This is a genomic window from Burkholderia territorii (assembly GCF_001718335.1).
GTDB classification, from domain to species: domain Bacteria; phylum Pseudomonadota; class Gammaproteobacteria; order Burkholderiales; family Burkholderiaceae; genus Burkholderia; species Burkholderia territorii.
On the sequence record NZ_CP013365.1, the window covers coordinates 127,243 to 152,090 of the forward strand.

The window sequence follows — 24,848 nt, forward strand, 5'->3', positions numbered from 1 at the left end:
GCGTCACGCGCACGTCGTCGTGCGTTACCGAGCGAGGGCGGCGAGGCGGGGGAACAGCGGCAGCGCGTTCGCATGGTTGATCGCGACGTGACGCTCGGCGTCGAGTGCGGCATACGCATCCTGCGCGTGGGTGAACGACGTGCCGACGGCGGCCGGCGCATACGGGAAGTCGCTGCCGTACAGCACGCGATCGGGTTGCGCGAACGCCGTGAGGCTCGGCAGCGCGGACGGCGACGACAGCGCGGTGTCGAAGTAGAACGTGCGCAGCAGGTCGAGCAGCCCGTCGCGGTCCGGCACGTCGTTGCGCACGCCCGGCGCGAGTTCGGCAACGCGGTATGCCGCATACGGCAGGAACCCGCCGGCGTGCGACAGGATGATGCGCACGTTCGGGTAGCGTGCCACCACGCCGTTGAGCACGAGCTGCAGCGCAGTGCGTGTCGTATCGAACGGATAGTCGAGCAGCGGGCCGGGCATGCCGGCCATGACGTCGATCGCGGGTTTGGCCGGATGAATGAACACCACCGCGTGACGGCAATCGAGTGCGGCCCAGATGTCTTCGAATGCCGTATCGCCGAGATAGACGCCGCCGTAATTGCTGAGCAGCACGACACCGTCGGCGTTTAGCGTGTCGAACGCATGGTCGATTTCAGCGAGCGCGCCGTCGACGTCGGGCAGCGGCAGTGTCGCGAAGTTGCCGAAGCGCGTCGGCCATTTCGCGACGAGGCTGGCTACGTATTCGTTGACCTGACGCGCGATGTCGCGTTTTGCCTGGCCGTTCCAGCCCTGCACGCCGGGCGCGGTCAGCGACAGCACGCCGGTCTGGATCTGCAGCGAATCCATGAACGCGAGCGCCGCGTCAGGGCTCCAGTCGGGGCTGCGCCAGCCGGACGGGTCGCCGCCGTGCGCGGGCAGGGCGTCGGCCCAGAACGGCGGGACGACATGCTGATGAACATCGATGCGGTTTCGGCGCGACATGGTTCGGGCTCCCGTGAAGGTCCGCTGGGTTGCAGCGGATATTCATCAGGATGCGCGCGGTTGACTTTTCATTCCAATAGATTAAATTTCGAGATTAATCGTTGCGAGTGATCAATCGACTCCATGGACCTTCGCCATTTGCGCTACTTTCTCGCGGTTGCCGAAGAAGGGCATTTCGGGCGTGCGGCGGAGCGTCTGAATATCATGCAGCCCGCGTTGAGCGCGCAGATCCGCGCGCTCGAGGAGGAACTGGGCGCAACGCTGTTCGAGCGCACGACCCGCAAGGTGCTGCTGACCGACGCGGGCCGGTTGCTCGTCACCGAAGCGCGACACACGCTCGAGCAGGCCGAGCGCGCGAAGGCGGTGGTGCAGCGCGCGGCGCGCGGCGAGACGGGCGTGGTGCGGATCGGCTTCGTCGGCAATGCGGTCGCGACGGGGCGGCTGTCCGACGATCTGATCGCGTTTCACGCGGCATGGCCAGAAGTGACGCTCGACCTGCACGAAATGGCGCCGGCCGCGCAGCAGGACGCCATCCTGGCGGGCCGCCTCGACATCGGCTATTGCCCGGCCTTCGGTGCGGCATTCGATCCGAAACTGGCCGTGCGGACGGTCGGCAGCTGGGCGTGGAACGTGATGATGAGCGACCGGCACGCGCTCGCGAAGCGGCGCTCGGTGAGCGTCGCGGCGCTGGCGGACGAATCTTTCATTTTCTATGCGGCCGACGGCGACGACGAAGGGCAGCTCGCGATTCTGCGGCGGGTGCTCGGCTGGACGCCGCGCATCGCGCACAAGGTGAGCAGCACGTTGTCCGTGCTTGCGTTGACGGGCGCCGGTCTCGGCGTGGCGCTCGTGCCGGCGCCGCTCAGCCGGATCGCGGCGCCGAATATCGTGTATCGGAAACTCGCGGGCAACGTGCCGGGCTCCGAACTCGTCGCGCTCAGCCTGATCGGCGGGGAATCGGGAGCGGTACGGCAGTATCTGGCGATGCTGGGCGCGCGCGCTGCGTAAGCGTTGCGGCGCGCGCCGGCATCAGCGCGTCATTCCTCGTCCATCAACCGAACCTTGACCCGCTTGCCCTTGATCTTCCCTGCATTGAGCTTGCGCAGCGCGTCGCGCGCGACGCCGCGCTCGATCGCCACGTAGGTCGAGAACTCGGTCACGTTGATCTTGCCAATCTGCTTGCCGTCGAAGCCCGCGTCGCCGGTCAGTGCGCCGAGTACGTCGCCCGGGCGGATCTTGTCCTTGCGCCCGCCGAGGATCTGCAGCGTTTCCATCGGCGGCAGCAGCGGGTCGTTGCTGGCCGGCTTCAGTTCCGCGAGCGGATGCCATTCGACCTCGCGCTTCTGCGCCTGCTCGATCGCGCCGACGCGTCCCATCTCGTCCATGCTGGCGAGGCTCAGCGCCCAGCCTTCCTGATCGGCACGGCCGGTGCGGCCGATGCGGTGCACGTGCACTTCGGGATCGGGCGTCACGTCGACGTTGATCACCGCCTCGAGCTGGGCGATGTCGAGCCCGCGTGCGGCGACATCGGTCGCGACCAGCACCGAGCAACTGCGGTTCGCGAACTGGATCAGCACCTGGTCGCGTTCGCGCTGTTCGAGCTCGCCGTGCAGCGCGAGCGCGTGGAAGCCCTGTGCGTGCAGCACGTCGAGCAGGTCGCGGCATTGCTGCTTGGTGTTGCAGAACGCGATCGTGCTCACCGGCCGATAGTGGTTCAGCAACTGGCCCACTGCGTGCAGCCGCTCGGTTTCCGTCACTTCGTAGAAGCGCTGGCGGATCTTGCTGTCGTCGTGGCGCTCCTCGAGCTTCACTTCTTTCGGATTACGCAGGAACTGCTGGCTCAGCTTCGCGATGCCGTCCGGGTAGGTCGCCGAGAACAGCAGCGTCTGGCGCGTCGTCGGGCACATCCGCGCGACCTTCGCGATGTCGTCGAAGAAGCCCATGTCGAGCATCCGGTCGGCCTCGTCGAGCACGAGCGTGTTCAGCGCATCGAGCGTCAGGTTGCCGCGATCGAGGTGATCCATGATGCGCCCCGGCGTGCCCACGACGATGTGCGCGCCATGCTCGAGGCTTTGCGCCTGCGGTCGCATCGGCGTGCCGCCGCACAGCGTCAGCACCTTCACGTTTTCCTCGGCGCGCGCGAGGCGGCGCACTTCCTGCGCGACCTGGTCGGCGAGCTCGCGCGTCGGGCACAGGATCATCGCCTGCACGTCGAAGCGGCGCGCGTCGAGGCGCGCGAGCAGCGCGAGCGAGAACGCGGCGGTCTTGCCGCTGCCCGTCTTCGCCTGCGCAATGAGGTCCTGGCCGGCCAGTGCGATCGGCAGGCTCGCGGCCTGGATCGGCGTCATGTCGACATAGCCGAGCTGCGCGAGGTTCGCGAGCATGGCGGGCGTCAGCGGCAGCGCGCTGAACGGCGTGGCGGTCGATTGGGTCATGTCAGGAGAGATCTCCGAGGTAAGGGCGGCCTTCCATCTGTTCGTAGAGGACGTTGCCTTCATCGTCCTCGAAGCGTTCAAGATAGTTGCGCGCGCCGCACAGCGGGCAGCGGAACAACAGCCCCTGGCCTTCGTCCTTGATGACGACGTCGGACGTCTCCCACTGCGTGCCGCAGCTCTGGTTTCGGCAGGTAAACACGGTCTTTCTCCAGCTGAATTCGGTTGGTGGCGCGCCCGGCGGGCGCGGCAACGGCGTGCGGCGCTCGCGCGGCTCGGGCGCGGGCCGCACCGGCGGTCGCGTGACCGCGTCGATGCGGGTGGTGGATCGGGTGGCGACGGCGTCGCGCGTGCCCGCAATTCTAGCGGATGCGGGGAGCCGGCAGTGGGCGATACGGCACGCACCGGCCGGCTTCGGACGAGCGTCCTTGCGGGGCTGCGGAGCCGCCACCGGCGAGCGCGCGCGGCACCGCCCGCCTTCGCCATGAAAAACGGCCGCCCCGAAGGGCGGCCGTGCGATGCGACGAAACGGGGCCGGACGCGTTACAGCGCCATGTCGGCCGATGCCTTCGCGGGGCGCACCGGGGTTGCGCCCGTCGCCTGCGACGGCGCGGTCAGGTCGATCTTCGGCGGCGGCGAGAGCTGCAGCACGTCGCTCGTGTAGGTCCATTCCTCGACGACCTTCGCCGGGCTGTCGTTCAGCTTCGTGCCGTAGCTCGGCACGATCTGGCGGATCTTCTGCTGCCATTCGGGCGTCGCGACCTTGTCCTTGAACACCTTCTGCATCAGGTTCAGCATGATCGGCGCGGCCGTCGACGCGCCCGGCGATGCGCCGAGCAGCCCCGCGATGCTGCCGTCCTGCGAGCTGACGATCTCGGTGCCGAGCTTCAGTACGCCGCCCTTCTTCGGATCGCGCTTGATGATCTGCACGCGCTGGCCGGCCTGCCACAGGCGCCAGTCTTCCTTCTTCGCGTCGGGGAAATACTCCTTGAGTGCGTTGAAGCGGTCGTCGTCGGACAGCATCAGCTGGCCCGCGAGGTACTGGACGAGCGGAAACTCGTCGATGCCGACCCGCATCATCGGGGCGACGTTGTGCACGTTGGTGCTCTTCGCGAGGTCGAAGTACGAGCCGTTCTTCAGGAACTTGGTCGAGAACGTCGCGAACGGCCCAAACAGGATGATCTTCTTGCCGTCGATGATGCGCGTATCGAGGTGCGGCACCGACATCGGCGGCGAGCCGACCGACGCCTTGCCGTATGCCTTCGCGAGGTGGCGCTTCACGACTTCGGGGTTGTCGGTCACGAGGAACGAACCGCCGACCGGGAACGCGCCGTAGTCCTTCGCCTCTGGAATGCCCGAGGCCTGCAGCAGGTGCAGCGCACCGCCGCCCGCGCCGATGAACACGAATTTCGCGTCGACGGCCTGCGGCGGTTCATCCGAATGCAGTTTCACCCACGACACGTGCCACGTGCCGTCGGCGTTGCGCGAGATCTCGCGCACTTCGCTCGACAGCGACAGCGTGAAATTCGGCTGCGTCTTCAGGTAGCCGACGAACTGGCGCGTGATCTCGCCGAAGTTCACGTCGGTGCCGATCGGTGTCCACGTTGCCGCGACCTTCTGGTTGCGGTCGCGGCCTTCCATCATCAGCGGCACCCACTGCTTGATCTGGTCGTAGTCTTCCGAATACTGCATCCCGCGGAACAGCGGGCTCGCCTGCAGCGCGTCGTAGCGCTTCTTCAGGAAGCGGACGTTGTCGTCGCCCCACACGAAGCTCATGTGTGGCGTCGAGTTGATGAACGAGCGCGGGTTCTTCAGCACGCCCTGCCGGACTTGCCACGCCCAGAACTGGCGCGAGATCTGGAACGACTCGTTGATCTCGATCGCCTTCGAGATGTCGATCTTGCCGTCCGCCTTCTCCGGCGTGTAGTTCAGTTCGGCGAGCGCCGAGTGGCCGGTGCCCGCGTTGTTCCAGCCGTTCGAGCTTTCCAGCGCGACGCCGTCGAGGCGTTCGACCATCGTCATCGACCAGTCGGGCTGAAGCTCGTGCAGCCACACGCCGAGCGTCGAGCTCATGATGCCGCCGCCCACCAGCAGGACGTCGACCTTCTTCGTATCGGCGGCATTCGCGGACGTCGCCGCGACGCACAGCGCGAGCGCCGACAGTATTACCCGTAACGTTTTGATCACAGCAGATCCCTTTTTCAACTTGGATGCATCGGTTTGCCATGCCGCCCGGCCGATGCGGATTCGCGTTCGACCCGCGCGTCCGGAGATCCGGAGCGCGAATCCGGAATTCCGGATCGGCCGCGTTCACCGTTGCATTTGCGCACGCGAAGCCGTTGCGAAGGACACCTTCGGATCGGCTTGATGCGGTCATGCAAGTTCACGCTTCACGGTCGTGCAACGAGCGTGCGGGCCCGTGCAGCAAGCCTCGCCGGACACGGCTTCAGGCTGCGCCGAAAGAGGCCGCGCGCAATGCATTCGACGGGGGCGGGATGGCAAGGGGCGCGTAATATAACCGAACTCGATTCCGGTGTCGCACACGCGGAATATCCTTGTTTTCGTGGGGTTTTTTACGTGTCCGGGTTTCCGGAAAGGCGGGGCGCGGAACGGCAAAAACGGCGGGGACGGAACAGGCGCGATTCGCGCGAAAGCGTTACTTCATCCGGATCGCGGCGTTGCACCGCGATCCGGTTGCCGTCACGGCATCAGTTCGACGCGCCGCCGTGGCAGAACTGCGCGTATCCCTGCGCCGAATTCGCGAAGCCATGCGCCTTCGCGAGTTCCCACGGACGCTCGCATTGCTGCGTTCGTTCGCACCATGCGTAGCCCGCCGAGCCGATGCAGCCATGCGCATCGCGATCGCCGCCGACGAGCGGCGGCGCGGCTTGTCCGGCTTGCGCGGTCTGCGAGGCCTGGGTGTTCTGACCGGCGACATCGGGCGGAAGCGGGGAAGCGGGCTCGGTCGCGCACGCGCTCAATGCAAGCGCACAGGCGATCATCGCGGCAATCGACGCGGAACAAGTGAAAGGCTTCATACGGTAGCGCTCCATGGGATGAGGTTCGACTGCGGATGCCCGCGAACGGGCGATTGAACGATGCGATCACGCATCCGGCACCGGCACGCGCGACGAGAACTTGACCTCGCGCAGCGCGAGGCTCGAATGGATCGACGACACGCCGGCCTGCTTCCTCAGCACGCGTTCGACGAAGTCCGCATACGTGTCGAGATCGGCGGCGACCACCTGCAGGATGTAATCCGCCGCGCCGGTGATCTTGTGGCACGACGTCACTTCGTCGTGACGCCGCATCACGTCCTCGAAGTGGTCCGGATCCTGATCGGAATGCATGTTGAACGTGACCTGCACGAACGCGAACACGTTCATGCCGAGCGCGCGGCGGTCGAGGTTCGCCTGGTAGCCGGTGATCACGCCCTCGTCCTCGAGTCGCTTGCGCCGCCGCCAGCACGGCGTGACGCTCAGCGACAGCCGTTCGCCGAGCGTCGCGTTGGACAGCGCGCCATCCTCCTGCAGCAGGCGGAGCATCGCCCGGTCGACGCCGTCCAGTTCCACCGAAGCGCGATTTTTGCTCATTCCCGGGTCTCCGTAGGCTGTTTTCTCAAAATTGTATGAAACGGAGCGGTGAAAAGCAAAACAAGTGCCGTCCAGCGTCAATAGACTGTTGTCACCCTTTCAAGCGCTCACGGCGACGGTCAACCATGCTCACGGTCTACAGCAGCGATCACCATCTGCATCGCGGCGTCGAACTGAAGGACGGCGCGATCACCGAATCGTTCGAGAACCCGCTCCGCGCCGAGACGGTGCTCGCGCAGGTGCGCGCGGCCGGCCTCGGCAGCGTGGTCCCGCCGCGCGCGTTCGACCGCGCGTGCTATGCCGGCGCGCACAGCGCGCGCTATGTCGACTTCCTCGCGGGCGCATGGGACGAGTGGACCGCGAGCGGGCGCACCTGCCAGGCGCTGCCGCTCGTATGGCCGGTGCGCGCGCTGCCGTCGGCCGCGACGCTGCCCGACTTCATCGACGGCAAGCTGGGATTCTTCGCGATGGATGCGGGTGCACCGATCAACGCCGGTACGTGGGAGGCAGTGAGCGCGAGCGCGAACTCGGCGCTCACTGGCGCCGACCTGCTGTCGAGCGGCGGCGCGCGCGCGGCGTTCGCGCTGTGCCGCCCGCCCGGCCATCATGCGGGCCGCGAGTACATGGGCGGCTACTGCTACCTGAACAACGCGGCGATCGCCGCGCAGCACGGCATGGCGAGCGGTGCCGCGCGCGTCGCGGTGCTCGACGTCGATTTCCACCACGGCAACGGCACGCAGGACATCTTCTACGAGCGGCCGGACGTGCTGTTCGCGTCGCTGCACGGCGAGCCGGCCGTGTCGTATCCGTACTTCTCCGGCTACGCCGACGAGCGCGGCGCAGGTGCGGGCGAAGGTTTCAACCTGAACCTGCCGCTGCCGAAGGGCACGCAGTGGGACACCTACGCGGCGGCGCTCGGCCACGCCGCTGCCGCGATCGCGACGCATGCGCCCGACCTGCTCGTCGTGTCGCTCGGCGTCGACACGTTCGAGCACGATCCGATCAGTCATTTCAGGCTGCGCTCGCCCGACTACGTGCGGATCGGCGAGGTGCTCGCGCGCCTGCACCTGCCGACGCTGTTCGTGATGGAAGGCGGCTACATGGTCGACGAAATCGGGATCAATACGGTGAACGTGCTGCTTGGATTCGAAGGGCGCGCGTGATCGTATCGCTTCGGCTGCAATCGAAAGTCGTTCGGATCACAAAGAATCAGCGTCGATGCGGATCGCCACGCCGTCCGGCGCGGCGACCGTCGACAGGAGAGAGCGACTCAGCCCAACGGCCAGTTCAGGATCGCGATGCCGTCGTTGTAGTCACCGTCCGTGCCGTCTTCCGAGCCGACCAGCCCGAAGTAGGTTTTCTTGAAGATGTCGACCTGGCGCGAGCCGATCTTCGACGGCTTGCCGTTCGCCGTCACGACCACGCGCACCTTCCCCTTGCCCGAGTTCACGATCTGCGTGTTCAGGTTCGCGTCCTGCGTGCCGGCGCCCTGGAACGTCGCGGCGGGCTTCGGGTTGTCGTCGACATAGACTTCGATCGTCTGCTGCGCGGCCGAGTTGACCAGCGCCGTCACGCCGAACGCGATGTTCGGCGGCAGGTTGAAGATGCCGTCGCGCTCGCCGCCGCCGGTCGTCGCGGGTTCCGGCTGCGCGGGTTGCGGCGTCGCCTTCGAGAAGTAATTGACCACCGCGCCCACGCCGAACTTCGCCGCCGCGCCGGGCAGCACACCGGGCGCGCCGGCCCACGTCACCGTGCATGCGATCACCTGGCCCGCAGCGTCGGCCTTCACCTTGTTCTGCCAGCTGCCGACGTCGAAGCTGTACGGAATGGTCGCGATGTCGACGAACACGTCGTATTGCGGCAGTTTTTCCACGAGCTGCGCGGTCATGAACTGACGCATGCGGTCGAGCACCGCCTGATCGCCGTTCGCCTGTACGGCGGTTGCGTCGTTGCCCGCGAGCTGCAGAAGCGCATACAGGTCGTCGTGGGTAAAGGGTTGTGTCATGTCGTCCTCGTCTTGATGGATGGTCTTGCGTGACGCGGCCGGCGATCGGATTTCGCCGTGTCGCGCGTGATGCAGCATGCGTTCGTCAGCCGATCGGCCATTGCAGCACGACGATGCCGTCGTTGTAGTCGCTGTCGTGACCGTCTTCCGACACGACGATTCCGAAGTTGACGGTATACGGCGAGCCGTCCGATTTCTTGCCGGTGATCGGCGCGAGGCGGGCATCGGTGGCCGATGCCTTGCCGTTGACCGTCACTTCGAAACGGAGCTTGCCGTTGCCGGAATTCAGCGTGGCTTCGCGCGGGCCGTCGCGCGTGGTCAGCTTGTGATAGGCGGCGGGCTCCTTGCTGTCGCCGATGAACAGCTTGATGTGCTGCTGCTCGGCGGCATTCGCGAAGAAAATCGCGCGGAAGTCGGTGTTCGGCGGAATCGAAAACTCGCCGGCGCGATTCGAGGACGTTTGAGAGTCGGCCATGCTTGCCTCCTGAAGATCGGTGGATAAGGCATTGTTGTGCGTCGCGCAAACGTTTGCCGTTTGAAACGCGACGTGCCCAGCATGGCGAAAAATAAATAAAAAAATATTCGGCCTGGAATGGAAATTGTTCAGAAAATCGGAGATCGAAACAGTTCGATTTAGTGATTAACGTTTGATTGAATATGATTAAAAATATCCGCGAAACGATGTCGCTGCGCGTCACGCCTTTTTGAATAATGAATGGATGGGCGGAGCCACGGCTTCGGCGCGTGCCGGCGCAGGCCGATTTGCGCCATTCGATATCGCGACGCGTTCGCCTGATACACCTGACAGGCGATTAATTTCGAGATTAGCTGTATCGTGCACGGAGCGCGCGCGCTCCATTACGTGCTCCATTATTCGGCGGCTTTCATTCAATCGGCCCGTTGGCGGGCCTTCACGAGGACAGTGCGATGACGAAACCCGATATTCTGAAAGGCGAGATCAAGGGGCAAGCTCAGGAGGCAGACCGCCACAACCTGGCCAGGCCGGCGGTGAATGGCGCGTTGTGGGCGCGCGGGCTGACGACGCAGCGCGTGGCCGACCTGTTCAGGACGCTGCCTGGCCTGCCGGGGCACTGGATGCAGCTGCAAAACGAAGTCAACGCGGGGAACCGCTATTTCTACGGTGTCCAGAACGGCCACCAGACGACCGACGAAGGTAAGGAACTGATCCGCTGGATCGCCGACGCGGTGGTCAGCGCCGCGCAGAAGGCGGGCTTCGATTTTCCGTTGCAGCAGCTTCGCTTCACCGCCGACACCGGGTGGTTGAAGCTTCAGCGCGTGTCGGGGCGCGTGATGGTGCTGTCGAGGCCGTAAGCGTGGCGAATGGTTGGCGACGTGCCGGCCAATCGTGGAACGAGGCATGCGCGGTGCCACGACCGGGCCCGGCCATCGACGATCGACCACGCCTTCCCGCAGGCTTCCGACGGCATCACTGATTGAAGCGCTGCGCCACGGCGTCCTTCAATCGCGCGGCGGTGATCTCGCCCATGTGCGATTCGACGAGTGTGCCCTTCGCATCGAAGAACAGCGTCGTGGGCAGCCCGCGCGACCCGTATGCGTGCATCGCACGCAACGGCGGATCGAGCAGCACGTTATCGAAACGCAGCCCCTGCTGTTCGAGGAACGCGCGCACGGCTTGCGCGTTTTCGCCCTGGTTGAGCATCAGCACCGTGATGCCGGGATGCTCGCGCTGCGCCTGTTCGAGGATCGGCATCTCGCGCCGGCAAGGCGCGCACCACGTTGCCCACAGGTTCACGATGAGCGGCTTGCCGGCAAAGCGTTGCGGCGGCACCGGCGTCGAATCGAGCGCTTCGAGCTGCATCGTGGCGAATGGCCGCGCGGCGTGCTGCAGCGTGGCCAGCGTGCCTTGCGCGATGCCCCATGCGGCGAGACCGGCGACGATGCCGGCTGCCACCGGGCGGCGCAGCGCGGGCAGGCCGCGCAGCCGCCACACGGCGAACGTCAACGCGGCGGCAACGCCGATGCGCCAGTCGAAGCCGCCGTCGCCGAGCGCGATGATGGACCGTGGCGCCGCTGAATATTCGCGCCACCATTGCGCGACATAGCCGATGCGCGCGGCGACCAGCCCGAGCAGCAGCACGTCGAGGATCAGGCTCGACGCGCTCTTGTGCTGGCCGTCCGGCGGGCGGCGCTGGATGAAACGGGCGACGAGCCACGCCAGCAGCGCGGCGGCGGCTACCGCGACGACGCGGATCGAGAAGGGACCGATGCTCAACATGGGAAGAAAAAGGTGCGGGGATCGTGGATCGACCGGTGAACACGGCAACGTTGCCGGTCATGTCGCGATTCGACCCTGAGCGACGCACGCGGTTCCCGTTCAGACCGAGCAATGTGCGCCGTAAGTTGCGCGCGCGAATTGCTCGCCGCGCACCGGCATTCAGGACGACGTTGTTTTCGTCGATGCTTGCCGAAGCGTCAGGTCGACCGGCGATCGCGCGGCCTGGGCAACTACTGCCTGCTTGCGCCGGCGCCGGGCGACGCGCTCCCGAGCCGATCAGCGGTGAAGAATTCGTACCACGGCGAACCCTGAGCGACCGGCACGCCGAGCGCTGACGTCCGCTGCTTCAATGTCGCGAACACGTCGTTGATCCGCGCGGCTTGCGCGGCATCGCTGAACGGACGCGGCTTCGCCCTGCCCGCCGCGAATGCGCCATAGGCAATCGCGAGCAGGCGCGCGCCGTCGTCGATCGAGAAGATCGACCCGCTGATCGCTTCGACCAGGCGCGGCCGGTCCTCCTCGCGCGACGCCGCGATGCACTGGAACACGATCGCCGACACTTCGTGCAGGTCGTTCACGCGCAGCAAAGCCGGCAGGCGTGCGGCGATCCGGTCGACCGGTTCCTCATGCAGCGCGGTGCCGAAGTCGAGCACGGCGGCCATCGGGTTGTCGTCCTGCTGTACGCGATCGAGCGCCGATGCCGGCGCGCCCGCGGCAGCATGCGCGAAGTCGCCGGGCGAGGCGCGCAGCACGTCCGCTACCTGCTGCCGCCACTCGGGAAAGATCATCCGCACGTTGTCGAACTGTTCGCCGCCTTGCGTGGCCGGATTCCAGCGGTAGACGATCGTGCCGCCGTGAATGAACGGCGAATACAGATGCTCGGGCGTTTGCGGCAACGGCCGCCGGTTGATCGGCAGCCATGCGAGCGTCAGCCAGTCGTAGCGGCCGGTGGCGGGCACCGACGGGCTCGAACTCGCGACCACCTGCCAGGTGCCACGGTTCGCATAACGCCGGCGCGCGTCGGGCACCGCGACGGTTTGCTGTTTCGCGGTATCGAAGTAGGTCGTGCCGGTCACGTTTTCGCCGCTGTCGGGGGCCGGTGTGACGGTGGCGATGACCCACGATGCGCCGTCGGCCGAACGATAGTCCGACGGCTGCAGCGTGGCGACGTCGTGCACCATGCGCGTTTCGGCGGCGACGGGGCTCGGCGGAAGATGGGCGGGACCGGCGACGATACTCGGCATGGACGTTCCTCGGAATCGGGTGCGTATCGGCGGACGCGGACCGAACGTGAACGTCGGCAGCGTCGCATGTCGTTTCTCGTAACTGTAGAACGCCGAGGTCGGAAACGGAAATTGGCGGGGCGGGCGGCTTTGCTTCGCGCCACCCGCTCACGCGCCCGGCCGCTTCGGCTTACCATGCGCATCCTGGGGCAGCACGCCGCACACCGACCGGGAGCACACATGACCGACACGAAAGCCATCACGGAACACTGGGCGCACGTCGCCGACCAGTGGATCGAGTGGGCCGGCAGGCCGGGCCACGATGCATTCTGGAAGTATCGCGAAGGGCTGGCGGCTTACCTCGGTCACGGCAGCGGCCACGTACTGGAAATCGGTTGCGGCGAGGGCCGCGTGAGCCGCGAACTGAAGGCGCTCGGCTACGACGTGACCGCGAGCGACGCGGTGCCCGCGATGCTCGACGCCGCCCGTCGCGCGAATTCCGCACACCGTTACGCACTCGCCGACGCCGCCGTGTTGCCGTTCGATCCGGCCAGCTTCGACATCGTGATGGCGTACAACGTGCTGATGGATCTCGACGACATGGCGGCCGCGTTGCGCGAGGCGCGCCGCGTGCTGAAACCGGGCGGGCTGCTGTTCGTGTCGCTCGTGCATCCGTTTCGCGATCGCGGCCGTTTCGCGGGGCCGCAGCCCGACGCGCCGTTCGTGCTCGAAGGCACGTATTTCGGCAGCGCGCATTTCGAAGGCGTGGAAACGCGCGACGGGCTGTCGATGCACTTCGCGGGCTGGTCGTTGCCGCTGCAGGCCTACATGGACGCGCTGGAGGCCGCCGGCTTCGCGGTCGTGTCGCTGCGCGAGCCGCTGCCTGACCGCGCCGACACGGACACGCTGAAGCAGTGGTCGCGCGTGCCGCTGTTCCTGTGGATCAAGGCGCGGCCGCTGGCGTAACGCGGCCGGGACGGCGCCGCCCCGTGCGGCACGATCAGCGCGGCAAGACCTTCCGGTAGATCACGAATCCGGTTTTTTCCGCGACGGTGTCGTAGAGCCGCATCGCCGTGTGATTCGTCTCGTGCGTCTGCCAGTACACGCGTTCGGCGCGTTGCGCGTGCGCGGTGTCGTACACGGCTTCGATCAACGCGCGGCCGACGCCCTTGCCGCGTTCGCTCTCGAGCGTGAAAAGATCCTGCAGATAGCAGGTCGGCCCGATCAGCGTCGTGCTCCGGTGATACAGGAAATGCACGAGCCCGACGAGCCGGCCGTTGCGTTCCGCGACACACGCGTGCACGGGCTCGTCGTCGTCGAGGAAGCGCGACCACGTGAGCTGCGTGATTTCGCGCGGCAGCGCGGTGTCGCCGAAGCGGCCGTAGAAGCGGTTGTAGCCGTCCCACAGCGGCAGCCAGTCGTCGAAATCGTCGTGCCGCACGGGGCGCACGGTCAGGCGGGTGTCGGTAGCGTTCATGGTCGCGAACCTTTCGAGGATGGATGAAACGAAGCGTTGCCGGCGCGGCCGGAAACGAAAGCAGACATCAACGATAGAAACTTCGTGGCACCATGTGTAGACCCAAGACATTCATACATTCTGGAGCCACGATGGATTACGCGGTGCTGCTGTCGACCTTCGAGCGCGAGGCGGGGCCGCACGCGGTCACGCGGATGTCGCAGCAGCAGCGGCTCTACGCATGTCTGCGCGATGCGATCCTGAGCGGCCGCATCGCGGAAGGCGCACGGCTCGCCGCGTCGCGCACGCTGGCCGACGAACTCGGCATCGCGCGCAACTCGGTGCTGTACGCGTACGAACGGCTCGCGTCGGAAGGATTCGTGACCGGCACGCGGCAAGGCACGGTGGTCGCCCGGATGGGCTTGCGCGGGTCGCGGATCGCCGCCGCGGCGCCCGCCGGCGATGCGGCGATGTTGTCGCGGCGCGTCGCACAGGCCGAGCGCGCGACGAGCGGCCTCGACGAATCGCTGCCGTTCATGCCGGGCGTGCCGGCCGTCGACGCATTCCCGCTCGCGCAATGGCGGCGCTGCGTCGAACGCGCGTGGCGCACGGCCGGGCCGGCGCAGCTCGGCTATCAGTCCGCGGAAGGCGACGCGGCGTTGCGCGATGCGATCGCCGGTTATCTGCGCGCGTCGCGCGGCGTGCGTTGCGACGCCGCGCAGGTGATCGTCACCGACGGCACGCAGGGTGCGCTCGACCTGTGCGCCCGCGCGCTGGCGGACGCGGGCGACGTCGCATGGATCGAGAATCCCGGCTACCACGGTGCGCGCAACGCGTTTCTCGCGGCCGACCTGCGTGTCGAGCCGATCGGCGTCGATGCGCAGGGGCTGGCGCCGCATTCGGACGACTGGCGAGATCGCCCGCCGAAGCTCGTCTACATCACGCCGTCGCACCAGTATCCGCTCGGCGCGGTGATGAGCCTCGAGCGGCGGCTCGCGCTCGTTGCACAGGCACGCGCGGCCGGTGCGTGGATCATCGAGGACGACTACGACAGCGAGTTTCGCCACCACGGCACGCCGCACGCGGCCGTGCAAGGGCTCGCGGACGATGCACCGGTGATCTACCTCGGCACGTTCAGCAAGGTGATGTTTCCCGCGTTGCGGATCGGCTTCATGGTCGTGCCGCCCGTGCTCGCGCAGCCGCTGCGCGACGCGGCGGGGGCGCTGATGTTGCAGGGCCGCGCGGTCGAGCAGCGCGCGCTCGCGGATTTCATCGAGGCCGGGCACTTCACGCGGCATCTGCGGCGCATGCGCCGTGTGTACGCCGAGCGGCGCGACGCGCTGCACGACGCGCTGGCGCGGCGATTGGGCACGCGGCTGACGGTGTCGGGCGGCGCGGGCGGCATGCATCTGTCCGCGCGGCTCGACGTGCCGGTAGCGGACACGGCGCTGAGCCGCGTCGCGCAGGCGCACGGGCTGATCCTGCGGCCGCTGTCGTCTTTCTGCCTGCCGGGCACCGCGCATGGCTACAACGGGCTCGTGCTCGGCTACGGCGGCGTGCCGGCCGAGCGAATGGATGCACTCGCGCGGCGGATCGGCGAGATGATCGACCGCGCGCTGGCCGCACAGCGAGACTGACGGACGACGGCCGCACCGATCCGCCGTTGCGGAACACGCCCGTCGTCGGGTTCGTTTAGCCGCGCATCGGCGGATTGAGCCGCGCGAATGCGTGCTGGCGGCGATACGGGAAGTACAGATACGGCGCTTCGACCGCACTCGCCGCATCGAGCTTCGCGACCTGCGCGTCGGTCAGCGACCAGCCGACCGCGCCGAGATTCTGGCGCAACTGTTCCTCGTTGCGCGCGCCGACGATCACCGACGACACGGTCGGGCGTTGCAGCAGCCAGTTCAGCGCGATCTGTGGCACCGTCTTGCCGGTTTCCTCGGCGATCGCGTCGAGCGCGTCGACCACGTCGTACAGTCGTTCGTCGTCGACCGGCGGCCCGAAGCCGGCCGTGTCGTGCAGGCGGCTGCGTTCGGGCAACGGCGCGTCGCGGCGGATCTTGCCCGTGAGCCGGCCCCAGCCGAGCGGGCTCCATACCAGCGCACCGAGGCCTTGGTCGGCGCCCAGCGGCATCAGGTCCCACTCGTAGTCGCGGCCGACGAGCGAGTAGTAGACCTGGTTCGCGACGTAGCGCGACCAGCCGTGCCGGTCGGCCGCTGCGAGCGACTTCATGATCTGCCAGCCCGCGAAATTCGACACGCCGATATAGCGCACCTTGCCTGCGCGAACCAGGTCGTCCAGCGTCGACAACACTTCCTCGACCGGCGTGGCCGCGTCGAACGCGTGAAGCTGCAGCAGGTCGATGTAGTCGGTATCGAGGCGGCGCAGCGCGTCGTCGACCGCGCGGATCAGCCGCGGGCGCGACGTGCCGGCGTCGTTCGGGCCGTCGCCGGTCGGCAGGCCCGTCTTGGTCGAGATGAGCACCTGATCGCGCCGTCCGTGGATCGCGGCGCCGAGCACGCGCTCGGATGCGCCGTCCGAATACACGTCGGCCGTGTCGAACAGGTTGACGCCGGCATCGAGGCAGATATCGACCAGGCGGCGCGCTTCGTCGACGCCGGTGTTGCCCCATGCGCCGAACAACGGGCCGGTGCCGCCGAACGTGCCGGCGCCGAAGCTCAGTACGGGAACCTTGAGGCCGGAGCGGCCGAGCGTGCGGTATTCCATGTCGTGTGCCCTCTCGTCGTCGAGGCCGGCCCGTGAGCGCGCCGGCAAGTAGCGCCCACTCTAGCGCTTGCGGCCGATCCGGATAATTGGGCAGACTTCGAAAATATCCTTCGGAGGAGGCGAAGAATGCTGCTCGACAATCTGGCGCTGTTCTTGCGCATCGTGGAGAAGGGCGGGCTCGCCGCGGCCGGCCGCGAGATCGGCCTGTCGCCGGCCACCGTCTCCGAGCGGCTGGCGGCGCTCGAGAGCTACTACGGCGCGACGCTGCTCACGCGCACGACCCGCGCGATCAGCCTGACCGATGAAGGTCGCACGGTGGTCGCGGGTGCACGGCGCCTGCTCGCCGAAGCCGACGAACTCGAAAGCCGTGTGAGGCTCGGCGCGCAGACGCTGTCGGGGCCCGTGCGGCTGAGCGCGCCGGCCGATCTCGGACAGGCGCGCGTCGTGCCGGTGGTCGACGCGTTCCTGGACGAGCATCCCGGCGTCACTGTCGATCTGCATCTCGGCGACGGCTACGTCGATCTCGTCGGGCAGGGGCTCGATTTCGCGATCCGGCGCGGCATGCTGGCCGACAGCGCGTTGCGCAGCCTGTCGCTCGGCCGTTCGCGCCGCGTGGTGTGCGCCGCGCCCGCGTATCTCGCCGCGCGCGGTACGCCGCGGCACCCGGACGAACTCGCCGCGCACGACTGCATCGTGATGCGCTTCGGCCAGGAACTGTATGCGGAGTGGCCGTTCCGCATCGACGATGAGCTGAAACGCGTGATGGTGCGCGGCCGGCGCGTGGCCAACGACGGCGCGCTCGTGCGCGCGTGGTGTGTCGCGGGGCGCGGTGTCGCGCTGAAATCGCGACTCGACGTCGAGCACGATCTGGCGTCCGGCGCGCTCGTCGAAATCCTCCGCGACTTCTCGCCGGGCGAAGTCGACCTGCAGATCGTCTATCCAGGCGGGGCGGTGCAGCCGCGGCGCGTGCGTGCGCTGATCGAAAGATTGGCGCAGGCGCTGACAGCCGCGTGATCGCAACCGAAGCGCCGCGCTGCCGCGCTCGTGGGTCAGCCGCCGACACGATGGCGTCGAATGCGGCGCAACAGCACCGGGGCCGCTTCCGTCACGTTCCCGCATGCCGGAGAGCGCAACCGTCTCCGGCGAAACCGGTTGTACACGTTTCGTCATTTAGCTAATATTCAAAACGTCAAACGAGCCCGAACCCATGGACGACGTCACCCGCATCAGCGCACTGGCCAACGAAAGCCGTCTGGCCGTGATGCGCTGGCTGAAGCAGCCGCGCAAGCATTTCCCGCCGCAGCCGCATGGCGACTTCGACGAACTCGGCGTGTGCTGCACGTACATTACCGAGAAGCTCGGCATCGCGCCGGCGACGACCACGCGCCACATGCGCATCCTCGCGGATGCGGGGCTCGTGCGGGCGACGCGCGTCGGCAAGTTCACGTACTACAAGCGGATCGACGATGCGCTGCAGCAGCTCGGTCGCGATCTCCTGCAACTCTGATCTTCACAGAGGCAAACGACATGGATGAACTCGCCCTGCTGGCCGACGCCGACCGGCGCGCGCACGCATATCTCGCAGCGACCGGCGAACGGCGCGCGTACCCCGATGCGGCCGCGCTCGCCGGCCTTGCGGCCTTCGACGAACCGCTGCCCGATACGGGCTACCCGGCCGACGACGTGCTGCGCTTGCTCGACGAGCGCGGCACGCCCGCGACCGTCGCATCGAACGGCCCGAACTACTTCGGCTTCGTGATCGGCGCGACGCTGCCGGCCGCGGCGGCGGCCGAGCGGCTGATGCTCGCGTGGGACCAGTGCGCATCGTCGTTCGCGAATTCGCCGGTGGCCGCGACGATCGAGCGACAGGCGGCGCGCTGGGTCGTCGACGTGCTCGGGCTGCCGGAAGACAGCGCGGTCGGATTCGGCACGAGCGCGACGGCCTGCACGCTGGTCGCGCTGGTCGCCGCGCGGCGTGCGCTGCTCGCGCGCAAGGGCTGGGACGTCGACGAGGACGGGCTGATCGGCGCGCCCGAGGTGAAGGTCGTGCTCTCCGAGCTCGCGCACGTCACGGTGAAGAAGGCGCTGCGGGTGCTCGGCTTCGGGATGAAGCGCCTGATCGTCGCGCCGGTCGACGCGCACGGCCGCATCGATCCCGCGCAATTGCCGCCGCTCGACGAGATGACGATCCTCTGCGTGCAGGCCGGCGAGGTGAACACCGGCGAGTTCGATCCGTTCGCGACGCTGATTCCGCTCGCGAAGGCCGCCGGCGCGTGGGTGCACGTGGACGGCGCGTTCGGGCTGTGGGCGCGCGCGTCGTCGAAGCGCGCGCTCACCGACGGCATCGACGGCGCGGACAGCTGGACCACCGACGGCCACAAGTGGCTCAACACGCCGTACGACGGCGCGATGGTGATCTGCCGCGACGCAGCCGCGCTCGCGAGCGCGATGAACAGCGACGCCGTCTACCTGAGCGGCGCACGCGATGCGCAAAAGAATCTCAACCTCGAGTTTTCGCGGCGGGCGCGCGGCATTCCGGTGTGGGCCGCGCTGCGCGCGCTCGGCCGCGCCGGCGTGGCGACGCTGGTCGAGCGGCATTGCGCGCAGGCGCAGCGCGTCGCCGACGGCCTGCGCGCGGCCGGCTACGACGTGCTGAACCGTGTCGTGCTGAACCAGGTGCTCGTGCGCGCCGGCACCGACGACGAGACGATCGCGATCCTTCAGGCCGCCCAGGATTCGGGCGACACATGGTTCGGGCAGACCGTGTGGCAGGGGCGGCCGGCGTTCCGGATCAGTGTGTCGTCGTGGCGCACGGAGGACGAACACATCGATCGCCTCGTCGCGTTGCTGATGAAGCTGCGCGGCGTGCACGTGGGCTGAGCGACGTCGCCAGGCAGCGGTGGGCGGCGATCGTGCCGGTGACCGCATTCGCTTGAAAATGACGGACAATGACGCGGCATGCACGCCGCGCCCGCCTGGGCGGCGCGTTCAACCGCTGCATTGACGCCGACGAGATCCCCATGTCCACGACATCTCCCCGTGAACTGCTGAAAGCCGCCGACATCGCGAAGATGGAACCGGCCCGCGAGGTGCATTCGCTCAATCCCAACGCCGTTCGCCTCAAACGACAGTTGAGCGACCTGACCGGTCTTACGCAGATCGGCTGCCACCTGCTCACGTTGATGCCCGGTCACGAATCGGCCGAGTATCACCGCCATCTGTACGAAGAGGAATGCGTGTACGTGCTGTCCGGCACGGGCACCGTCACGATCGGCGAACGCGCCTGCGAAGTCGGCCCGGGCGATTTCCTCGGTTTCGCGCGCGGCGGCGACGCGCACACGCTGCAAAATACCGGCGACGCGCCGCTGCAAATGCTCGTGTTCGGGCAGCGCCTCGAGCACGACGTGTGCGAATACCCGCGCATCGGCAAGCGCCTGTACGTGGCCGGCAAACTCGAGGAATTCGTCGATCTGCCGAAACAGGGATGATCCGGGGCGGATGGTTTTGAAGCCGCGTAAAACTCGCGATATCCGTATTTTTGGCAGGCAATCGAAACGGCCGGGGCGGCAACGGAAACCGCAACGGTAACGGAGCATCGAAGACGAGATGAAGGCCGGCGGCCGGCTTTGGCGCAGGGCGCCTGCCGACGCTGCCAAGTGCAATGCTCATGGAGCAGGAATCGACGGTGACGAACGGCCGTGCCGGGCGCCACGTGCCATCACGCCGCAAACACGGAGTGTCGGATGCGGCCGCGATTCGGTGAATGGTGCGCTCGCGTCGACACGGCGACGACCGCATGTTCGGTCGACGCCGTCTCAGCGTTCCGGCTCGTTTGCCGGCGGGCCGTTATCCAGTTCGAACGCCCTGCGATCCTTGCCGCGGATCCAGTGAGGCTCTCTTCCCCGGCCGCTCCACGTCGCTCCGCTGACCGGATCGAAGTAGCGCGGGTGGGCCTTGCGCTTGCGGACGTCCGGGAACAGTTCGTCCAGTGTGAATTGAAATTCCGCGACCGCCATCAGAATCTCCGCCAACACTTTCTTTCGACAGGGAACGTTATTCTCATTGATCTGTTCCTCTGGCGCGGTTTTTCTCCCTGGGCAATCTGAAGGCTCTGTCATCTTGGTCTCGTGTGGTTTCTATAAGGTCCCCTATGTAGTTTTGTTGTAATGAATTTTCATGAACCGGCGAACGTCGCGGTGCTGTATGAAATTGTATCGATGGCGTGTTGGGAGTTGGTTCTTGAAACGAACTTTTTTTACATGCTTTGCAGTTGGCGTTTTATTTAATGGATTTATTTTCCAATCCTGAATGTCCAGGATTTTCACGATATCGGTGCATCGGAGAATTGGACGAGGGCCGCGAGCTGATCGTCACGCGATGTATCGGCGCGATGTCGATCGAATAGTCCACGTAACACCGGAGCGTCGCGTGTGAATCGGCGTGCATGCGGGGTTCGACTGGCGACCGGCTACAGGTTGCGACTGCGGATGGTGGCGACACCGGATGTCTGCAACGCGTCGGTCGGTGCCGGAGGCCGCGCTCACGCGAGCGGCAGATGCGACACAAGCGATTGCAGTCGGCGTGACGCTGGTGCACCGCGAGCTGGCCTCATGCGGTCCGTCGTTGGGCGGAGCGGGTTTCCGACGGCCGGGAAGTGACGATCTCGTTGCCGTCTCCTTCATGCAATAACGCCCCGAGCGCCAGTTGCAACTGCGACGCCCGGGGCATTGCGACTTACCACTGGTAGGACACGCCTCCGCCGTAAGTGCTGCCATTGCCGCTGATCCCGACGCCGAGCTTCGCCTTCAGGTTGTCGCTGAAGCGGACGGACACGCCGATCGCCGAAGCCGAGTACCCTTGGTAGCTGCCGCCGCCGATCCCTACCGCGATCGTTTTGCCCGGGTCGACTTCCGGGATCATCGTCAACGCGGTTGCCGCGGCGACGCCTGAGTACGCACGACGGGCCACCTCGTTGACGGTGGATTGGACGCCCCACAGTTGATTCATGTTCACGGCGTCCGTGCCGTTGATGCCAGGCGCCACGTTCGTCAGCCGACGTTCGTTGCCCGGGGATCCGAACGAAACGGTGTTCGGCGCCGAGGCTACCGAACCCGTGCCGATCGCAACGGAGTTCGGAGTGCTTGCCATGCTGCCCTGGCCCACCGCGGTCGTATTGACTCCCGAAGCCGTCGATCCTTGCCCCAGTGCCGTTGAATTGTCGCCCGTTGCAGCTGCGGCCTGGCCGTCGGCCTTCGAGTTTTTCCCCGAAGCGATTGCCCCTTGACCCTCGGCGGTCGAGTTCAGTCCCGAAGCCGTTGCCCCTTGGCCCACTGCGGTCGAATTCGTGCCCGACGCGGTCGCATTCTGGCCGACCGCCGTCGAATTCGCAGCTGCCGACGATCCTGAACCGATTGCGGTGCTGCCATCCGTCGTCTGCGTTTTGATCGAGATCAGTGGCGCGACCGCGCTGGACGGTCGACTGCACCACCTTCACCTTCGATGTGATTTGCTGGTCGCGCAACTCGCCCGCGGAGGCCGTGACGCGATAGATTCCCGGACGCAGCAGCTGCACGACCGACGCGTACGGCACGGCGAAACTTCGCTGGCTACCGTCCGCCTCGGTGATCGTCACCAGCAGATTGCCGCCGTATCCCGTCGCATAGAGATCCTTGATCTCGAACGCGCCGGGCGACACGATCGTTTCGTAAAGCTTGATGCCGTTCTGCGTGACCGTCACACGGGCATTGGAGTTCGCGACGCCGCGAATGACCGGCGCATAGCCGCGCATCGATTCCGGCAGCATCTGATCGTCGGTGGCGAGTTGAATGCCTCGCACACCGAAACTGTCGAAGAACTGGCCGTCGGTATACGTGTCGCCGATCTTCACCTGGCTCCTCAGCGACGGCACGTCGTGCTGCAGGTACGTGACGATGCTTTGATACTCGCGCGTTCGCCCCGTCGACCACGACATCGAGCCGTTGTGCCTGAAATGCCAGCTGCCGACGTTGACTCCCGCGTTCAGTCCGAGGAAGCCCTGGGAGTCGGTCGACTCGCCTCCTGTCGAACGCGAGCCCGTGAAGTTGTAGGCCAGTGTCGCCGACGGCACGCCGGCATCCCAAAGCTCCGGGCTCACATAGCCTTGCGGGTTCTGCTTCACCGCGACTTGCGGCACGGTGAGATCCAGCCTCAGGTCGGACGGGTCGAAATCGACGCTGGCGTCGCCCACCATCGATCTCAGGTCCAGGCACTCGTCGACGCTTGCGGACGCGAGTCGCGCACGATTCTCCGGTGACAGCACGTCGAAGTTCAGGCCGATGCGCTCGGCGAGCTTGCGGTCGAAGCACAGCGCGGCATTCAAGCCGTTGCGGGGCCCGAACTTCACGGCCTGACGGCCCACCCAGTTCCCGTTCACGATCACGTCGACCAGATATTGACCGGGGACCACCGGATTGCCTCTCTCAAACCGGCTCACGTCGATCGAGCGTCCGTCCGGCCCCAGCAGGAACTGACTGTCGAACTGGACGTCCTTCGTCGTCGTGTCGCCGTTCGCACGTGCCGGCTGCATCACGCTGGCTGCGCATAGCGTGAGCAACGCCACCAACGGTCTCATGACGATGCGTTTGCTTCCGGATTCGAGCGAATACGAATACATGATGATGGGAGAACCTGGGTGACCCGCGAACATGATCGGGAGAGCGGCCTGAAGCTCCGCATGCGTGGTCGCTCGAGCAGCGAGCGACGGAGGGCAGGGCGCGTGTCGCTACTTGCTCTTCGGGAATGTCGCGTTGATCTCCGCGCCGTAGTCGTTGATATAGCGATACTTGACTTCGAACGGCCCGGCGGCCGGCGTGACGGCGGATTTCTTCAGGAGGAACGTCATGCTCGCCCCTGGGTCGACCATGCCGCCCACGCTGTCCGAATACGACTTGCCGTCGATTCCGGCGTCGATGTTCACGATCGTCACGTGATAGGCGGAAGGATTGTCCACCCGCACTTTCATTTCGCCGCCTTCCGGCACGGGCGTCCATTTCAGCTGAGTGGCGGCTGCGTCGGGGTTATCCGGCAGCGCCTTCGGCCGGAAAAATATCTTGATGCGGTAGCGGAATGCCAATTGCATCAGGTTCTCGTTTTCCGTCGACACCTGCGCCTTGGGCGGAACTTCGAGCACGTTCAGCCAGAAGACGGATTCCTTGTCCTGAGGCAGCGGCTCCCCGGTATAAATGAGGCGCAGCGTCTGACCTTTCCTTGGCTCCATGCGGAACAGCGGCGGCATCAGCGTGAACGGCAGCTGGACGGCCCCGGGTTGCGCCTTGGGATCGCCTTTGTCGAGCCAGGTCTGCACCAGTGCGGGCGATGATCCTTCGTTGCTGAGCTTGATGGAGACCTCGCGATCGCCAGCGGGGTAGATCACCCGTGTGCCCATGATCACGACACTGGCGTACGCCGTCGAAACGCACGTCAGCAACACCGCGACGGCGGAACGCGCTACTGTCTTCCATGGGAACATGTCTGGGAATCCGATTCTGATGATTAGGAATGCGAAGGCCCCTGGCAAGGGGGCGGGCGTCATGTCGACGTGTCTCGATCAGCTGAAGTTCAACGTGTACATGACCTGGGTTTGCACCGGGCCGGGCGTTGCCGCTCCGCCCGTTGCCACGTACTGGGCGTAGAACTTCAGCGTAGCCGTCCCGTCCGCGCCGATCGCCACGACGTCGGCACCCTGCGTGGAAGGATCGTTACCCAGCGTGATCGGCTGGAACCCGCTGTTCAGCAAGCCCACTTCGACATTGGTAGCAAACGCCTTGCCGTTGGTGGCCGTGCCGGTCGAGTTCTTGAGCCGACCGGTGTTGAAGTCGACCTGGGGGCCGGGTTCGAAGTAGACCGTCACGTTGCCGGATGCGGGCGTGCAGTTGGTCAGCGCAATGGTCCACGGCGTACGCTCGGCGAAATCGCCATCCTTCTTGAGCGCCGACGCCGGCACCGATTTGAGCGTGACGGTGAAGTCGCTTTTGCCGGTGTTGTTGCCATTGATCGTGCAGGTCTGCGAGACGACTTCGCCGTTGAAATCGATCGTACCGTCCGCCGCATACGAAATGCCCGGCAACGCGATGGCCAATGCCACCGCACCTGCCGATAACGGCCCAAGGATTTTCTTGCTCATCTGGAACTCCTTCGCT

General features: G+C 66.3%; 24 protein-coding genes and 2 pseudogenes. 9 read left to right on the plus strand and 17 right to left on the minus strand.

The window, feature by feature from the left end; all coding sequences use genetic code 11:
* Positions 1 to 24: 24 nt before the first annotated feature.
* Positions 25 to 975 (minus strand): 2-hydroxy-1-naphthoic acid nonoxidative decarboxylase, encoded by a 951-nt coding sequence (gene hndA, locus WS51_RS00600; RefSeq protein ID WP_069228417.1) that lies wholly within the window; start codon positions 973 to 975, stop codon positions 25 to 27.
* 123 nt (positions 976 to 1,098) lie between these two features.
* On the opposite strand from hndA, the gene WS51_RS00605 reads away from it, so the two are divergent.
* On the plus strand, positions 1,099 to 1,983 hold the full coding sequence (locus WS51_RS00605) for a LysR substrate-binding domain-containing protein (RefSeq protein WP_069228418.1): 885 nt from the start codon (positions 1,099 to 1,101) through the stop codon (positions 1,981 to 1,983).
* A gap of 29 nt (positions 1,984 to 2,012) precedes the next feature.
* Here the strand turns inward: WS51_RS00605 and dbpA are convergent, their stop codons facing one another.
* The 5 genes from dbpA to WS51_RS00630 all read right to left on the minus strand — a co-directional run bounded on the left by dbpA (position 2,013) and on the right by WS51_RS00630 (position 7,000).
* Positions 2,013 to 3,410, minus strand: a complete 1,398-nt coding sequence (gene dbpA / locus WS51_RS00610; RefSeq protein WP_059508055.1) for an ATP-dependent RNA helicase DbpA — start codon at positions 3,408 to 3,410, stop codon at positions 2,013 to 2,015.
* Position 3,411: 1 nt separating this feature from the next.
* Complete coding sequence (locus tag WS51_RS00615; protein WP_059447636.1) at positions 3,412 to 3,609, minus strand: hypothetical protein; 198 nt, start codon at positions 3,607 to 3,609, stop codon at positions 3,412 to 3,414.
* 341 nt (positions 3,610 to 3,950) lie between these two features.
* Positions 3,951 to 5,612, minus strand: coding sequence for a malate dehydrogenase (quinone) (gene mqo / locus WS51_RS00620; RefSeq protein WP_196484875.1), 1,662 nt, complete (start codon positions 5,610 to 5,612; stop codon positions 3,951 to 3,953).
* Between the two features lie 503 nt (positions 5,613 to 6,115).
* Positions 6,116 to 6,445, minus strand: a complete 330-nt coding sequence (locus tag WS51_RS00625; protein ID WP_059768544.1) for a hypothetical protein — start codon at positions 6,443 to 6,445, stop codon at positions 6,116 to 6,118.
* A gap of 66 nt (positions 6,446 to 6,511) precedes the next feature.
* The gene (locus tag WS51_RS00630; RefSeq protein ID WP_069228419.1) at positions 6,512 to 7,000 is read right to left on the minus strand and encodes an Lrp/AsnC family transcriptional regulator; all 489 of its coding nucleotides are present in this window, start codon (positions 6,998 to 7,000) and stop codon (positions 6,512 to 6,514) included.
* A 125-nt stretch (positions 7,001 to 7,125) separates the two neighbouring features.
* Here WS51_RS00630 and WS51_RS00635 point away from each other — a divergent pair, with 125 nt between their 5' ends.
* A complete protein-coding gene (locus WS51_RS00635) occupies positions 7,126 to 8,163 on the plus strand; it encodes a histone deacetylase family protein (RefSeq protein ID WP_069228420.1) in 1,038 nt (345 codons plus the stop codon).
* 107 nt (positions 8,164 to 8,270) lie between these two features.
* Here the strand turns inward: WS51_RS00635 and WS51_RS00640 are convergent, their stop codons facing one another.
* On the minus strand, positions 8,271 to 9,005 hold the full coding sequence (locus tag WS51_RS00640) for a fucose-binding lectin II (protein ID WP_059447637.1): 735 nt from the start codon (positions 9,003 to 9,005) through the stop codon (positions 8,271 to 8,273).
* Positions 9,006 to 9,090: 85 nt separating this feature from the next.
* Complete coding sequence (locus WS51_RS00645; RefSeq protein WP_059508058.1) at positions 9,091 to 9,480, minus strand: fucose-binding lectin II; 390 nt, start codon at positions 9,478 to 9,480, stop codon at positions 9,091 to 9,093.
* Between the two features lie 452 nt (positions 9,481 to 9,932).
* Here WS51_RS00645 and WS51_RS00650 point away from each other — a divergent pair, with 452 nt between their 5' ends.
* Positions 9,933 to 10,337, plus strand: a complete 405-nt coding sequence (locus tag WS51_RS00650; protein WP_059447543.1) for a hypothetical protein — start codon at positions 9,933 to 9,935, stop codon at positions 10,335 to 10,337.
* Positions 10,338 to 10,452: 115 nt separating this feature from the next.
* Here WS51_RS00650 and WS51_RS00655 read toward each other — a convergent pair whose 3' ends face one another.
* Positions 10,453 to 11,262 carry a TlpA disulfide reductase family protein gene (locus tag WS51_RS00655; RefSeq protein ID WP_069228421.1) on the minus strand — a complete coding sequence of 270 codons (810 nt, stop codon included), beginning with the start codon at positions 11,260 to 11,262 and terminating at the stop codon, positions 10,453 to 10,455.
* Between the two features lie 230 nt (positions 11,263 to 11,492).
* The gene (locus WS51_RS00660; RefSeq protein ID WP_069228422.1) at positions 11,493 to 12,506 is read right to left on the minus strand and encodes a hypothetical protein; all 1,014 of its coding nucleotides are present in this window, start codon (positions 12,504 to 12,506) and stop codon (positions 11,493 to 11,495) included.
* Positions 12,507 to 12,725: 219 nt separating this feature from the next.
* Here WS51_RS00660 and WS51_RS00665 point away from each other — a divergent pair, with 219 nt between their 5' ends.
* Positions 12,726 to 13,451: a class I SAM-dependent methyltransferase gene (locus tag WS51_RS00665; protein ID WP_060298725.1), complete on the plus strand. Its 726-nt coding sequence runs from the start codon at positions 12,726 to 12,728 to the stop codon at positions 13,449 to 13,451.
* Between the two features lie 34 nt (positions 13,452 to 13,485).
* On the opposite strand, the gene WS51_RS00670 is transcribed toward WS51_RS00665, so the two are convergent.
* Complete coding sequence (locus tag WS51_RS00670) at positions 13,486 to 13,962, minus strand: GNAT family N-acetyltransferase (protein ID WP_069228423.1); 477 nt, start codon at positions 13,960 to 13,962, stop codon at positions 13,486 to 13,488.
* Between the two features lie 131 nt (positions 13,963 to 14,093).
* Here WS51_RS00670 and pdxR point away from each other — a divergent pair, with 131 nt between their 5' ends.
* Positions 14,094 to 15,578 carry a MocR-like pyridoxine biosynthesis transcription factor PdxR gene (gene pdxR / locus WS51_RS00675; protein ID WP_059809931.1) on the plus strand — a complete coding sequence of 495 codons (1,485 nt, stop codon included), beginning with the start codon at positions 14,094 to 14,096 and terminating at the stop codon, positions 15,576 to 15,578.
* Between the two features lie 55 nt (positions 15,579 to 15,633).
* Here the strand turns inward: pdxR and WS51_RS00680 are convergent, their stop codons facing one another.
* Positions 15,634 to 16,671, minus strand: a complete 1,038-nt coding sequence (locus WS51_RS00680; protein WP_069228424.1) for an aldo/keto reductase — start codon at positions 16,669 to 16,671, stop codon at positions 15,634 to 15,636.
* Between the two features lie 126 nt (positions 16,672 to 16,797).
* Between WS51_RS00680 and WS51_RS00685 the strand changes: the two genes are divergently transcribed.
* The 4 genes from WS51_RS00685 to WS51_RS00700 all read left to right on the plus strand — a co-directional run bounded on the left by WS51_RS00685 (position 16,798) and on the right by WS51_RS00700 (position 20,159).
* Entirely contained in the window at positions 16,798 to 17,685 is an 888-nt protein-coding gene (locus WS51_RS00685) for a LysR family transcriptional regulator (protein WP_060256790.1), read from the plus strand.
* A gap of 193 nt (positions 17,686 to 17,878) precedes the next feature.
* Positions 17,879 to 18,178, plus strand: coding sequence for an ArsR/SmtB family transcription factor (locus WS51_RS00690; protein WP_059791233.1), 300 nt, complete (start codon positions 17,879 to 17,881; stop codon positions 18,176 to 18,178).
* 20 nt (positions 18,179 to 18,198) lie between these two features.
* A complete protein-coding gene (locus WS51_RS00695; protein WP_069228425.1) occupies positions 18,199 to 19,551 on the plus strand; it encodes a pyridoxal phosphate-dependent decarboxylase family protein in 1,353 nt (450 codons plus the stop codon).
* 140 nt (positions 19,552 to 19,691) lie between these two features.
* A complete protein-coding gene (locus tag WS51_RS00700) occupies positions 19,692 to 20,159 on the plus strand; it encodes a cupin domain-containing protein (protein WP_059508143.1) in 468 nt (155 codons plus the stop codon).
* A 327-nt stretch (positions 20,160 to 20,486) separates the two neighbouring features.
* Here the strand turns inward: WS51_RS00700 and WS51_RS00705 are convergent, their stop codons facing one another.
* The 5 genes and pseudogenes from WS51_RS00705 to WS51_RS00720 all read right to left on the minus strand — a co-directional run bounded on the left by WS51_RS00705 (position 20,487) and on the right by WS51_RS00720 (position 24,832).
* Entirely contained in the window at positions 20,487 to 20,789 is a 303-nt protein-coding gene (locus tag WS51_RS00705) for an H-NS histone family protein (RefSeq protein WP_069228426.1), read from the minus strand.
* 616 nt (positions 20,790 to 21,405) lie between these two features.
* Positions 21,406 to 22,095: pseudogene (locus WS51_RS33125) on the minus strand (YadA family autotransporter adhesin); the annotation flags it as partial.
* A 37-nt stretch (positions 22,096 to 22,132) separates the two neighbouring features.
* Positions 22,133 to 23,356: pseudogene (locus WS51_RS31830) on the minus strand (fimbria/pilus outer membrane usher protein); the annotation flags it as partial.
* 75 nt (positions 23,357 to 23,431) lie between these two features.
* Entirely contained in the window at positions 23,432 to 24,178 is a 747-nt protein-coding gene (locus tag WS51_RS00715) for a fimbrial biogenesis chaperone (RefSeq protein ID WP_069228428.1), read from the minus strand.
* A gap of 78 nt (positions 24,179 to 24,256) precedes the next feature.
* Positions 24,257 to 24,832 (minus strand): fimbrial protein, encoded by a 576-nt coding sequence (locus WS51_RS00720; RefSeq protein ID WP_060118866.1) that lies wholly within the window; start codon positions 24,830 to 24,832, stop codon positions 24,257 to 24,259.
* Positions 24,833 to 24,848: the final 16 nt, after the last annotated feature.